Origin of the sequence: Teredinibacter turnerae T7901 (assembly GCF_000023025.1) — a bacterium.
GTDB lineage: Bacteria > Pseudomonadota > Gammaproteobacteria > Pseudomonadales > Cellvibrionaceae > Teredinibacter > Teredinibacter turnerae_B.
Genome location: NC_012997.1, coordinates 928750 through 943068, shown reverse-complemented (window position 1 = coordinate 943068; position 14319 = coordinate 928750). Strand labels below are relative to the sequence as shown.

General features: G+C 51.3%; 8 protein-coding genes. All 8 read right to left on the bottom strand.

Annotated features, from left to right (window positions below; all coding sequences use genetic code 11):
- Positions 1-43: 43 nt before the first annotated feature.
- Entirely contained in the window at positions 44-1267 is a 1224-nt protein-coding gene (gene tuf / locus TERTU_RS03880; RefSeq protein WP_015819909.1) for an elongation factor Tu, read from the bottom strand.
- Between the two features lie 45 nt (positions 1268-1312).
- Complete coding sequence (gene fusA, locus TERTU_RS03875; protein WP_015817803.1) at positions 1313-3424, bottom strand: elongation factor G; 2112 nt, start codon at positions 3422-3424, stop codon at positions 1313-1315.
- A 174-nt stretch (positions 3425-3598) separates the two neighbouring features.
- Positions 3599-4069 carry a 30S ribosomal protein S7 gene (gene rpsG / locus TERTU_RS03870; protein ID WP_015817179.1) on the bottom strand — a complete coding sequence of 157 codons (471 nt, stop codon included), beginning with the start codon at positions 4067-4069 and terminating at the stop codon, positions 3599-3601.
- Positions 4070-4177: 108 nt separating this feature from the next.
- Positions 4178-4549 carry a 30S ribosomal protein S12 gene (gene rpsL / locus TERTU_RS03865; RefSeq protein ID WP_015818720.1) on the bottom strand — a complete coding sequence of 124 codons (372 nt, stop codon included), beginning with the start codon at positions 4547-4549 and terminating at the stop codon, positions 4178-4180.
- 177 nt (positions 4550-4726) lie between these two features.
- On the bottom strand, positions 4727-8950 hold the full coding sequence (gene rpoC / locus TERTU_RS03860; protein WP_015817147.1) for a DNA-directed RNA polymerase subunit beta': 4224 nt from the start codon (positions 8948-8950) through the stop codon (positions 4727-4729).
- Between the two features lie 69 nt (positions 8951-9019).
- Positions 9020-13102 carry a DNA-directed RNA polymerase subunit beta gene (gene rpoB, locus TERTU_RS03855; protein WP_015820397.1) on the bottom strand — a complete coding sequence of 1361 codons (4083 nt, stop codon included), beginning with the start codon at positions 13100-13102 and terminating at the stop codon, positions 9020-9022.
- Positions 13103-13304: 202 nt separating this feature from the next.
- On the bottom strand, positions 13305-13685 hold the full coding sequence (rplL, locus tag TERTU_RS03850) for a 50S ribosomal protein L7/L12 (RefSeq protein ID WP_015820634.1): 381 nt from the start codon (positions 13683-13685) through the stop codon (positions 13305-13307).
- Positions 13686-13748: 63 nt separating this feature from the next.
- Complete coding sequence (gene rplJ, locus TERTU_RS03845; RefSeq protein WP_015819901.1) at positions 13749-14279, bottom strand: 50S ribosomal protein L10; 531 nt, start codon at positions 14277-14279, stop codon at positions 13749-13751.
- Positions 14280-14319 lie beyond the last annotated feature (40 nt).

Sequence of the window (14319 nt, the reverse complement as noted above, 5' to 3'; positions counted from 1 at the left end):
AAAGGTCGCATTGAGCGACCTTTTTTCTTTGCGAGACTATCGATTACTCGATGATCTTAGCAACAACACCAGCACCAACGGTACGGCCGCCTTCACGGATAGCGAAACGCAGACCTTCTTCCATCGCGATAGGTGCAATCAGGGTAACAGTCATTTGAATGTTATCACCTGGCATTACCATCTCAACGCCTTCTGGCAGCTCACAAGCACCAGTTACGTCAGTAGTACGGAAGTAGAACTGTGGACGGTAACCTTTGAAGAATGGAGTGTGACGACCACCTTCATCTTTAGACAGAACGTAAACTTCTGACTGGAACACAGTGTGAGGAGTGATAGTGCCTGGCTTAGCCAGTACCTGACCACGCTCAACTTCATCACGCTTGGTACCACGCAACAGAACACCAACGTTCTCACCTGCACGACCTTCGTCAAGCAGTTTGCGGAACATTTCAACACCAGTACAGGTAGTTTTGGTGGTGGCGTTGATACCAACGATTTCGATTTCTTCACCAACTTTAACGATACCACGCTCAACACGACCGGTAACAACAGTACCACGACCGGAGATTGAGAATACGTCTTCGATAGGCATCAGGAACGGCTGATCGATAGCGCGCTCTGGCTCAGGAATGTATTCGTCCAGAGTTTCAACCAGCTTACGTACAGCAGAAGTACCCAGCTCGTTGTCGTCTTCACCGTTCAACGCCATCAACGCAGAACCTGGGATGATTGGAGTGTCGTCGCCAGGGAACTCGTAAGTATCCAGCAGCTCGCGCAGTTCCATTTCAACCAGTTCCAGCATTTCGTTGTACTCGTCAGTACCTACGCCGCCACAGTCTTCAGCCAGCAGGTCCGCTTTGTTCAGGAATACAACGATGTAAGGTACACCTACCTGACGAGACAGCAGGATGTGCTCACGAGTCTGAGGCATTGGGCCGTCAGTCGCACCACAAACCAGGATAGCGCCGTCCATCTGAGCAGCACCAGTAATCATGTTTTTCACGTAGTCGGCGTGTCCAGGACAGTCAACGTGCGCGTAGTGACGAGTTGGGGAATCGTACTCTACGTGAGAAGTTGCGATGGTAATACCACGCTCTTTCTCTTCTGGCGCATTATCGATACCGTCGAAAGCAACGGCCGCACCGCCCCATACTTCTGAACATACACGAGTCAGAGCTGCGGTCAGGGTGGTTTTACCATGGTCAACGTGACCGATGGTGCCTACGTTTACGTGGGGTTTACTACGTTCAAATTTTTCTTTAGCCACTGTTCTGTTCCTCTAAATTTTGAACATCGATTCTAAAAAATGCAGTTACTCACCGGTCTTGTTTTTGGCGATGATTTCTTCTGCGATATTACTTGGCGCTTCAGCGTAACGCTCAAACTCCATTGTGAAGGTCGCACGACCCTGTGTTGCCGAACGCAGAGCGGTGGCGTAACCGAACATTTCGGCCAGAGGCACTTCTGCATTAACAACTTTACCTGAAGGGTTTTCGTCCATACCCTGAATCAGGCCACGACGACGGTTCAAGTCACCGACAACGTCACCCATGTTTTCTTCAGGAGTTACGACTTCAACCTTCATCATTGGCTCAAGCAGTACGGCACCGCCATGCTGCGCCAATTTCTTGGTCGCCATTGAGGCAGCAATTTTAAAGGCCATTTCATTCGAGTCAACATCGTGGTACGACCCGTCATAAATGGTGGCCTTCAGCCCCAACAGTGGGTAGCCAGCGACAACACCGTTCTGCATTTGCTCGCTGATACCTTTTTCGACTGCAGGGATGTATTCCTTGGGAACCACACCACCTACAATTTCATTCACAAATTCAAGACCTTCGGCATCACCATCTTCAGCGGGTTCAAACCTAATCCAAACGTGACCGAACTGACCGCGACCACCTGACTGACGAACAAACTTGCCTTCGATTTCAGAGGTTTTGGTAATGCGTTCACGATAGGCAACCTGCGGCTTACCGATGTTAGCTTCCACTTTAAATTCACGACGCATACGATCAACCAGAATGTCCAGGTGAAGCTCACCCATACCGGAGATGATCGTTTGACCGGTTTCTTCGTCTGTGCGCACACGGAAAGACGGGTCTTCCTGAGCAAGCTTGCCCAGAGCGATACCCATTTTTTCCTGATCCGCTTTTGACTTAGGTTCTACTGCAACGGAAATAACAGGCTCGGGGAATTCCATACGCTCCAAAACGATGAAGCTGTTTTCCGCGCAAAGAGTGTCACCTGTTGTTGTATCTTTCAAACCAATCGCGGCAGCAATGTCGCCTGCCAATACTTCTTTGATTTCTTCACGGCTGTTAGCGTGCATTTGCACCATACGGCCGATACGCTCTTTCTTGCCCTTCACTGAGTTCAACAGCGCGGTACCGCTTTCCAATTTACCGGAATAAACGCGGAAGAAAGTCAGCGTTCCCACGAATGGGTCAGTTGCAATTTTGAACGCCAGCGCAGAAAAAGGTTCGGTATCGTCTGCGTGACGCTCCGCAACAGTTTCGCCGTCTTCCAGAGTACCTTGAATTGCCTTAACTTCCGTAGGCGCAGGCAGGTATTCAATAACCGCGTCCAGCATCGCCTGCACGCCTTTGTTTTTGAATGCAGAACCGCCCAGAACTGGAACGATTTCGTTCGCCAAGGTACGCAAACGAATACCTTTTTTGATTTCGTCGTTAGTCAGCTCACCTTCTTCCAGGTACTTTTCCATCAGCTCTTCGTTGGCTTCAGCTGCTGCTTCTACCATCTGCTCGCGCAGCTCTTCACACTCTTCGAGCATGTCGGCTGGGATGTCGGCGCGATCGAAAGTCATACCCTGGTCCGCTTCGTTCCAGAGAATCGCTTTCATTTCAATCAGGTCGACAATACCTTTAAATTCGTCTTCTGAACCGATTGTCATTTGCAGAGGTACAGCGGTCGCACCAAGGCGATCTTTCAACTGCTCAACTACACGCAGGAAGTTAGCACCTGCACGGTCCATTTTGTTTACGAATACCATACGAGGTACTTCGTATTTGTTGGCCTGACGCCATACAGTCTCAGTCTGAGGCTGCACACCGGAAGAACCACACAACACCACGACCGCGCCATCGAGAACTCGCAGCGAACGCTCTACTTCGATGGTGAAGTCAACGTGCCCAGGAGTATCGATGATGTTGATACGGTGTTGATCAAATTGCTGTTCCATACCCGCCCAGAAACAGGTGGTAGCAGCAGAAGTAATGGTAATACCACGCTCCTGTTCCTGCTCCATCCAGTCCATGGTGGCCGCACCATCGTGCACTTCCCCGATCTTGTGTGAAAGACCGGTATAGAAGAGAACACGCTCGGTTGTGGTGGTTTTACCAGCGTCTACGTGCGCACAGATACCGATGTTACGATAACGTGCGATAGGTGTTTTACGTGCCACGACTCTATCCCCAATAGCTGTTTAAAAAATCGATTTGCTAATGCGTTGTGAGCGCATCATCCTCTTAACCACTGCGTTTTGCACTTGCCTAATACGCTAAAAGGCAGCTTCAATGGCTGCCTTCTGCTGCATATCTTGATATTGCTTAAAAGTATGCGAAACGCAGTAGAGGTGTTAGAAGCGGAAGTGCGAGAACGCCTTGTTCGCTTCGGCCATACGGTGAACGTCTTCACGCTTCTTAACCGCACCGCCCTTGTTCTGGGAAGCATCGATCAATTCGCCAGCGAGACGCTGAGGCATGGATTTCTCACCACGATTGCGGGAGTATTCCACCAACCAACGCATGGCAAGCGCTTCACGGCGTGATGGGCGCACTTCAACAGGCACCTGGTAGGTTGCACCACCAACGCGTCGGGATTTAACTTCCACCAGCGGAGCGATGTTTTCCAAAGCCTCGTCAAATACTTCCAGAGGATCTTTGTTTAATTTCTCTTTAACCAGATCCAGAGCACCATACACAATGCGCTCTGCAACGGATTTTTTACCACTGATCATCACGTGGTTCATGAATTTTGCCAAAGTCACGTTGCCAAATTTAGGATCTGGCAGCACTTCGCGCTTGGCGACAACTCTTCTTCTAGGCATGTTTGAAACTCACCAATTACTCTTATTCAGGCTTGTCCGAGACGTAGAGTAAACTGAAACCGCTCGGCCTTACTGGTTCTACCTTAAAACGCTAGACGGTAAGCGACCTTACTTAGGACGCTTGGTACCGTACTTGGAACGACCGCGCTTACGATCGTTAACGCCAGACGTATCCAGAGCACCGCGAACAGTGTGATAACGCACACCAGGCAAGTCTTTTACACGACCGCCGCGAATCAATACAACACTGTGCTCTTGAAGGTTGTGGCCTTCACCGCCAATGTAGGAAGATACTTCAAAGCCGTTAGTCAAACGCACACGACATACTTTACGCAGTGCAGAGTTTGGCTTTTTCGGTGTAGTGGTATAAACACGAGTACAAACACCGCGGCGCTGAGGACATGCTTCCAGGGCGCGAACGTCACTGGTCTTAGCTTTGCGTTTTCTCGGCTTACGAACCAACTGGTTGATCGTTGCCATGAAACTTAACTCCAAAAAATTAACTAGATTCTGCTTTTATAAGCGCAAAAACAGAAAGATTCACTAAAAATGGGCAATAGAAGCCCACCGCCAAAAACAGCGGGTGGCGCATTGTAATGACACCACCCACTATCGTCAACAACTAATCCGTTGACACTATTTGCACGTCGTCAAGGGTTAAGACGACGTAGAACGCAGTGCCTCGGTCAGTGCAGCTTCTACTTCTGCAGCACTTACACTATCGGCAGAACCGTGGTCCTCTTCGCGACGACGACGACGTTCATTGTGATACGCCAAACCGGTGCCCGCAGGAATCAAACGCCCAACGACCACGTTTTCCTTCAGGCCGCGCAGGTTATCCAGCTTGCCGGTGACAGCTGCTTCGGTAAGGACGCGAGTTGTTTCCTGGAACGAAGCCGCAGAAATAAACGATTCAGTTGCCAGAGACGCTTTGGTAATACCCAGTAACTGGCGCTCGTATTGCGCTGGTTGACGACTATTAGCACGCAGCTTCTCGTTTTCTTCCAAGACATTGTTGTATTCAACCTGCTCGCCTTTAACGAAATCGGAATCACCCATCGAGGTGATTTCAGCTTTACGCAGCATTTGACGAACAATAACTTCAATGTGCTTATCGTTAATTTTTACACCCTGGAGGCGGTAAACCTCCTGGATTTCGTTAACGATATAGCGAGCCAGCGCCTCCACGCCCTGCAAACGCAGAATGTCGTGAGGGTTGCTCGGACCATCGGAAACAACTTCACCTTTCGCCACGTTCTCACCTTCGAACACGGTCAACTGGCGATGTTTCGGAATAAGCACTTCGTAGCTGGTCGAACCGTCAGCCAGAGTTTCGCCATTCAGCGGTGTAATCACCAGGCGACGCTTCCCTTTGGTTTCTTTACCGAAGGAAATGGTGCCGGAAATTTCCGCAAGAATTGCAGGCTCTTTTGGCTTACGTGCTTCAAACAAATCGGCAACGCGTGGCAGACCACCGGTGATGTCGCGGGTTTTGGAACCTTCTTGCGGGATACGCGCAATAACGTCACCAACGCCAACATTGTCGCCATTGCTCAACGACAAGATCGACTTACCTGGCAACATGTAGTGCGCAGGCTGATTGGCGTGCGCTAACATCACTTCATTGCCGTTTTCATCCACCAGCGTCACTGCCGGCTTCAAGTCTTTACCTGATGATGGACGTTCACCCGTATCCATAACCTCGATACTGGAGAGGCCGGTCAATTCATCTGTTTGTTTGCGGATCGACAAGCCATCTTCCATACCGGTCAACGCAACACGACCAGCAACTTCAGTAATGATGGGGTGCGTGTGAGGATCCCACTTCGCAATAAACGAACCGCCTTTAACTTCTTCGCCATCTTTGACTGAAATGACTGCACCGTAAGGTACTTTATAGCGTTCGCGCTCGCGCCCGGCACTATCGGCAACAGCCAGTTCGCCAGAGCGACTGACAGCAACCAACTCGCCACTGGAACGAGTCACAACTTTAATGTTGTGCAGGCGTACAGTACCGTCCTGTTTAATCTGAATACTGTCGGCGGCAGACGCCCGGCTCGCAGCACCACCAATGTGAAACGTACGCATGGTCAGCTGAGTACCCGGCTCACCAATCGACTGCGCTGCGATAACACCAACAGCTTCACCAATGTTAGCTCGGTGACCACGAGCAAGATCGCGGCCATAGCACTGAGCACAGATACCGTGGCGGCTTTCACATGTGATCGCAGAGCGCACGATAACTTCATCAATACCCATCACCTCAACGCGCTCGACCCATTTCTCGTCGATAATCGTGCCGGCAGGAATCAGGATCTCGTCGGTACCAGGGCGCACAACATCCCGTGCAACCACTCGGCCAAGGATACGATCACCCAGCGACTCGATGATGTCACCACCCTCAATAACGGGCGCCATAGTCAGGCCTTCGTCGGTACCACAGTCGGGCGAAGTAATAACCACGTCTTGTGCAACGTCCACCAATCGGCGGGTCAGGTAACCCGAGTTCGCGGTTTTCAGTGCGGTATCCGCCAAACCTTTACGCGCACCGTGCGTCGAAATGAAGTACTGGAGTACGTTCAACCCTTCGCGGAAGTTAGCCACAATCGGCGTTTCGATAATGGAGCCATCCGGACGTGCCATCAGGCCGCGCATACCGGCCAACTGACGAATCTGTGCGGGCGAACCCCGAGCACCGGAGTCCGCATACATATATACAGAGTTGAAGGAATCTTGCTTCTCTTCGTCACCGTCGCGGTTGGTTACGGCTTCTTTGGAGATACCTTCCATCATGGACTTCGCTACCAAGTCGTTGGCGCGGGACCAGATGTCGATTACCTTGTTGTACTTTTCGCCCTGGGTTACCAGACCGGAAGCGTATTGGCTTTCGATCTCTTTAACTTCAGCTTCGGCGCTATCGATGATTGTCGCTTTTTCCGCGGGAATCTCGAAGTCGTTAACACCGATGGAAGAACCGGATTTAGTACTGAAGTCATAACCCATATACATGAGTTGGTCAGCAAAGATAACCGTCGCTTTCAAACCAACAACGCGATAACAGAAGTTGATAATCGCAGATATGGCTTTTTTAACCATCGGGCGGTTAACCATCTCGAACGGAATGCCATCCGGGACAATTTCCCACAAAAGCACGCGGCCGACAGTTGTTTCTGACAGAGAGGTAGACTCTTCTATTTCGCCGTCTTCACGCATCACCGCCTGACGAATACGCACTTTAATTTTCGCCTGAAGACCAATTTTTCGGGCGTAGAACGCACGCGAAACTTCTTTGGTGTCGGAGAACACCATACCTTCGCCGAGATCGTTAACGCGCTCGCGTGTCATCCAGTACAGGCCCAATACAACGTCCTGAGAAGGAACGATAATTGGCTCACCAGAGGCAGGTGAAAGAATGTTATTGGTGGACATCATCAGCGCACGGGCTTCGAGCTGAGCTTCCAGCGTCAGCGGTACGTGAACCGCCATCTGGTCACCGTCGAAGTCGGCGTTATATGCCGCACACACCAGCGGGTGCAGCTGGATCGCTTTACCTTCAATCAGCACCGGTTCAAATGCCTGGATACCCAAACGGTGAAGTGTCGGTGCGCGGTTCAGCAATACCGGGTGCTCACGAATAACCTCATCGAGGATATCCCACACCACGGGCTCTTCGCGCTCAACCATTTTCTTCGCCGCTTTAATTGTGGTCGCAAGACCACGCAGTTCCAGCTTGCTGAAGATGAAAGGCTTAAACAGCTCGAGTGCCATTTTCTTAGGCAGACCACACTGGTGCAAACGCAGAGTCGGACCGGTCACAATTACGGAACGGCCCGAGTAGTCCACACGCTTACCCAGCAGGTTCTGACGGAAACGGCCCTGTTTACCTTTGATCATATCTGCCAGAGATTTCAGCGGTCGCTTGTTGGAGCCGGTAATGGCTCGGCCGCGACGACCGTTATCCAGCAGCGCATCGACCGACTCCTGCAGCATACGTTTTTCGTTGCGCACGATGATATCGGGAGCGTTCAGATCCAGCAGTCGCTTCAGACGGTTGTTACGGTTGATAACACGACGGTACAAATCGTTCAGGTCGGACGTAGCGAAACGTCCACCATCCAGCGGTACCAACGGACGCAGATCCGGTGGTAGCACGGGCAGGGCTTCCAAAATCATCCACTCGGGTTTGTTGCCAGACTGGATAAACGCTTCGAGCAACTTGAGTCGCTTGGAAAGCTTCTTGATTTTGGTTTCGGAATTGGTCGTCGGAATTTCTTCGCGAATTTCCTGCGCTTCTTTTTCCAGGTCGATATCGCGAACCAGCTGCTGAATCGCTTCAGCGCCCATCTTCGCTTCGAATTCGTCGCCGAACTCTTCCATAGACTCGAAGTACTGCTCGTCAGTCAGCAGCTGACCGCGCTCCAAGGTTGTCATGCCGGGATCGGTGACAACGAAGGATTCAAAGTACAGCACGCGCTCAATGCTGCGCAGAGTCATGTCCAGCAACAAACCGATGCGGCTTGGCAGCGATTTCAAAAACCAGATGTGCGCAGTCGGGCAAGCAAGTTCGATATGGCCCATGCGCTCACGGCGAACTTTCGCCAAGGTCACTTCAACGCCACACTTCTCACAGATAATACCGCGGTGCTTCATGCGCTTGTATTTGCCGCACAAGCACTCGTAATCCTTAACCGGGCCAAAAATTTTGGCGCAGAACAAACCTTCACGCTCTGGCTTAAACGTACGGTAGTTAATGGTCTCTGGCTTTTTCACTTCACCAAACGACCAGGAGCGAATCATATCGGGCGAGGCGAGGCCGATGCGGATACCATCGAACTCGTCAGTTTGGCCCTGGTTTTTCAACAAGTTAAGTAAGTCTTTCAAAGTTGTTCCTCCAGTGGGTGCAGATGCACAGTGGGCGCTGTGCGCCCACCACCGTTTGATTCGTGATAATTAAGAATCTTGCTCGAGTTCGATGTTGATACCCAACGAGCGGATTTCCTTCACAAGTACGTTGAAGGATTCCGGCATGCCAGGCTCCATACGATGATCGCCGTCCACAATGTTTTTATACATTTTGGTACGACCGTTCACGTCATCCGACTTCACTGTGAGCATTTCCTGCAGGGTGTACGCTGCGCCGTATGCTTCCAGCGCCCACACCTCCATCTCACCGAATCGCTGACCACCAAACTGCGCTTTACCACCCAGCGGCTGCTGGGTAACGAGGCTGTAGGAACCGGTAGAACGCGCGTGCATTTTGTCGTCCACCAGGTGGTTCAGCTTGAGCATGTACATGTAACCCACGGTCACCGGACGCATAAATGCGTCGCCGGTACGGCCGTCGAACAGTGACATCTGACCGGATTCAGGCAGGTCAGCCAGTTTGAGCAACGCTTTGATTTCAGATTCTGCAGCACCGTCAAACGCACGGGTCGCCATAGGCACGCCGCCGCGCAGATTGCGCGCAAGCTCCAGAATCTCTTCATCACTGAAGGAATCCAGATCTTCGATCTTATAACCCTGACCAATCTCGTTGTAGATTTCGCCGAGGAATTTACGCAGCTCGGCGATTTCGCGCTGTTGCTTGACCATGTTGTCGATCTTGCGCCCCAAACCTTTGGATGCAAGGCCAAGGTGAGTCTCAAGAATCTGCCCCACGTTCATCCGCGATGGCACACCCAGCGGGTTCAGTACGATATCAATCGGTTCGCCGTTTTCGTCGTAAGGCATATCTTCAACCGGCATAATTACCGAGATAACACCTTTGTTACCGTGACGGCCTGCCATCTTGTCACCGGGCTGAATGCGACGCTTGATTGCCAGGTAAACCTTAACGATTTTCAACACGCCAGGCGCGAGGTCGTCGCCAGTCGCCAGCTTGCGCTTCTTGTCTTCGAAACGCTCGTCCAGCTCCTTACGGCGCTCAACCAATTGCTGCTCCGCAAGGTCAAGCTGTTCGTTTAAGGCATCATCAGCCATGCGAACTTTGAACCAGTCGTCGCGATCGATCGCATTAAGCATTTCGTCGGTAACAGCTTCACCTTTCTTCACGCCCTTGCCGCTGGAAGCCAAATTGCCCACCAGAGACGAACGCAAACGAGCAAAGGTTGCACCTTCCACAATGCGGTACTCTTCGTTCAAGTCCTTGCGAACCTGATCGAGTTGTGCCTTTTCGATGTCCAGTGAGCGCTGGTCTTTTTCAAGACCATCACGGGTGAAGACCTGAACGTCAATCACCGTACCTTTAACACTGGAAGGAACCCGCAAAGAGGTATCTTTAACATCGGACGCTTTCTCACCGAAGATTGCGCGCAATAGTTTTTCTTCCGGGGTAAGCTGGGTTTCACCTTTTGGCGTTACCTTACCTACCAGAATATCGCCCGCACCAACTTCAGCACCTACGTAGACAATCCCGGACTCATCCAGCTTAGCCAGAGCACCTTCGCCAACATTAGGGATATCAGCGGTAATTTCCTCGCTGCCCAATTTGGTATCACGCGCGATACAGGTCAATTCCTGAATGTGGATAGTGGTGAAGCGGTCTTCCTGAACAACGCGCTCGGAAACAAGAATCGAGTCTTCGAAGTTGTAACCATTCCAGGTCATAAATGCGATACGCATATTTTGACCCAGTGCCAGTTCGCCCAAATCGACAGACGGACCGTCTGCCAGGATGTCACCACGGGAAATGCTGTCCCCGGGGCCAACGATTGGACGCTGGTTGATACAAGTATTCTGGTTAGAACGGGTGTACTTGATCAGGTTGTAAATATCCACACCCGCATCACCGGCTGGTGTTTCTTCATCAGCGACACGTACCACGATTCGCCCGGCGTCAACGCTTTCAATTTTACCGCCACGCTTGGCAACCACACACACGCCGGAATCGCGCGCCACGTTGCGCTCCATGCCAGTACCTACAACAGGCTTGTCAGCCTTCAATGTCGGTACCGCCTGACGTTGCATGTTTGACCCCATGAGTGCGCGGTTAGCATCATCGTGTTCCAGGAATGGAATCAAGGATGCCGCAACCGAAACGACCTGACGGGGAGAAACGTCCATATATTGCACGTCTGCCGCTGCTTTCAAGGTAAATTCGTTTTGGTAACGCACGGAAACGAGATCATCGGTTAAACGACCTTCGCCGTCGGTTGCCGCTGACGCCTGCGCAATCACATATTGTGATTCGTTAATCGCAGAAAGGTATTCGATCTCGTCGGTAACCTTGCCATCAACCACCTTGCGGTGCGGGCTTTCGAGGAAGCCGTAGTTGTTGGTGCGCGCGTAGGTTGCCAGCGAGTTGATCAAACCGATGTTTGGACCTTCCGGTGTTTCAATAGGACATACTCGACCATAGTGAGTCGGGTGTACGTCACGTACCTCAAAGCCAGCGCGCTCACGGGTCAGACCACCTGGGCCCAACGCAGATACACGTCGCTTGTGGGTAATCTCAGACAGCGGGTTGTTCTGATCCATAAACTGGGACAGCTGGCTGGAGCCGAAGAATTCTTTCACGGCAGCAGCAACCGGCTTGGCGTTGATCAAATCCTGTGGCATCAGGCCTTCGCTTTCAGCCATGGACAAGCGTTCTTTCACCGCGCGTTCTACACGCACCAGACCAACACGGAACTGGTTTTCAGCCATTTCGCCCACGGAACGTACACGGCGGTTACCCAGGTGGTCGATATCGTCCACGGTACCCTGACCGTTACGGATACTGATCAAGGTACGTAATACGTCAACGATATCTTCGCGTGACAGGGTACCTTCGCCAGTTTCTTCGTCACGGCCCAAACGGCGATTAAACTTCATACGGCCTACCGCAGAAAGATCATAGCGCTCGTTGCTGAAGAACAGGTTTTGGAAAAGTCCTTCTGCAGACTCCTTGGTGGGCGGCTCGCCGGGGCGCATCATGCGGTAAATTTCGACCAGGGCTTCCAGCTCGGTGCGCGTTGGATCTGTGCGCAGGGTATCGGACAGGAATGGGCCACAGTCAAGATCGTTGGTGTACAGAATCTGGAATTCACTGACATTCGCCGAACGCAGACCTTCCAATACTTCTTCCGTGATTTCGCTGTTGCATTCGAACAACACTTCGCCAGTGTTGGTATCGATAACGTTATTTGCCAGTGCCTTGCCGAGCACGTACTCCGCAGGAACCTGCAGCTCGGTAACATTGGATTTTTCCAACTGGCGAATGTGACGCGCAGTAATACGACGGCCGTCTTCTACGATGACATTGCCGTCGGCGTCTTTGATTTCGAAGGTGGTCACTTCACCGCGCAGGCGAGAAGGCACCAACTCCAGCTTAATATTGTCCTCAGCGAGGAATACACGCGAAGTCTCGAAGAACATATCGAGCATTTCTTCCGCACTATAACCCAGTGCACGCAACAAAATAGTCGCGGGCAATTTGCGGCGACGGTCTATACGTACGTATACCAGATCTTTTGGATCAAACTCGAAGTCGAGCCATGAACCACGGTAAGGAATTACCCGAGCAGAGTACAACAGCTTACCGGAGGAATGAGTCTTACCTTTATCGTGCTCAAAGAAAACCCCGGGAGAGCGGTGAAGCTGGGAGACAATAACTCGCTCTGTACCGTTGATAACGAAAGTACCGTTGTCTGTCATCAACGGAATTTCGCCCATATAGACTTCCTGCTCTTTAATATCCTTGATGGCCTTACTGGAAGACTCACGATCGTAAATGATCAGACGGACTTTAACGCGCAAGGGCACGGCGTAAGTGGCACCGCGCAAAACACACTCGCTTACATCGAAAACGGGCTTGCCAAGGGCGTAACTAACATACTCGAGTGCAGCATTACCTGAGTAGCTAACAATAGGAAAAACAGACTTGAATGCTGCTTGCAAACCGATATCCAGGCGCTCATCCGCAGGCCGGTCGGCTTGAGTAAATTTTCTATAGGAATCTAACTGAATCGCCAGAAGGTAAGGTACTTCCATGACGTTTGGCAATTTGCCAAAATCCTTACGGATACGTTTTTTCTCAGTATATGAGTAAGCCATTAGTGTTCCTCAGCTTGTTCACGGAGTGCTTTAGGCAAAGGCCGGGTGAGCCTTAAATATTTACCGTGTGAATGGCGCGCATCTAATGGTGGATGCACTTCGATCTTACGTTGATCGCAAACGGGAAAAGGCCAGAGGGCAAAAACCCCCTGACCTTGTTCGTTTCAGCCTCTATGCGAACACAGAGACTTGAGACTGCAACTTACTTAAGCTCAACAGTAGCGCCGGCTTCTTCCAGTTCCTTCTTGGCAGCTTCTGCGTCGTCTTTAGACAGAGCTTCTTTAACAGTGCTAGGCGCGCCGTCAACCATAGCCTTGGCTTCTTTCAGGCCCAGACCGGTGATTGCACGTACAGCTTTGATCACGTTTACTTTCTTCTCGCCAGCGGAAGCCAGAACTACGTCAAATTCGGTTTGCTCTTCAGCAGCTGCAGCGCCAGCGTCGCCAGCAGCAGGTGCAGCAACGGCAACAGCCGCAGCGGCAGAAACGCCGAATTTTTCTTCCATAGCTTCAACAAGCTCAACAACGTCCATTACAGACATTTCAGCAATTGCGTTCAGAATATCTTCTTTAGAAAGAGCCATTACTCAATCTCCAAATTAAAAAAAGGTTTACAAATAGATACAGCCAGTCCGAAATTTGGACGATTAAGCCGCGTCTTTCTTCTGGTCGCGGACAGCCGCAACAGCACGAGTAACTTTGGAAGGTACTTCGTTGAAAGTACGAACCAATTTGGTGACAGGTGCGATCATTACGCTCGCCAGCATACCCAGAGCCTGCTCCCGTGTAGGTAGCTTGGCAAGGGCATCAATCTGGCTTGCTGGCAGCAACTTGCCGCCCACAGACAGCGCTTTAACTTCAAACTTATCTTGCTCTTTCGCAAAATCTTTGAAGATGCGCGCCGCTGCGCCTGGGTCTTCCATAGAAAAACCCAGCAGGCTTGGGCCAACAAGTGCTTCATTCACGCACTCAAAATCGGTGCCTTGCACAGCACGCTTAGCCAATGTGTTACGAACAACGCGCAGACGCACATTGTTTTCACGGGCCAGCTTGCGCAGGGCATCCATTTTTCCGACGGTCACACCGCGAGCGTCGGCAATCACCAGAGATAACGCGCTAGATGCAGTCTCGTTAACGTCAGCGACGATCGCTTTTTTGTCTTCGAGTCCAATAGCCACTATTTAAATCTCCTGGATCTGAAGTTAAGAACACGTTGAC

Coding starts and splice junctions, on each gene's coding strand:
- rpsG (WP_015817179.1), bottom strand. CDS start 4,069: ATGCCTAGAAGAAGAGTTGTCGCCAAGCGCGAAGTGCTGCCAGATCCT.
- rpsL (WP_015818720.1), bottom strand. CDS start 4,549: ATGGCAACGATCAACCAGTTGGTTCGTAAGCCGAGAAAACGCAAAGCT.
- rpoB (WP_015820397.1), bottom strand. CDS start 13,102: ATGGCTTACTCATATACTGAGAAAAAACGTATCCGTAAGGATTTTGGC.
- rplL (WP_015820634.1), bottom strand. CDS start 13,685: ATGGCTCTTTCTAAAGAAGATATTCTGAACGCAATTGCTGAAATGTCT.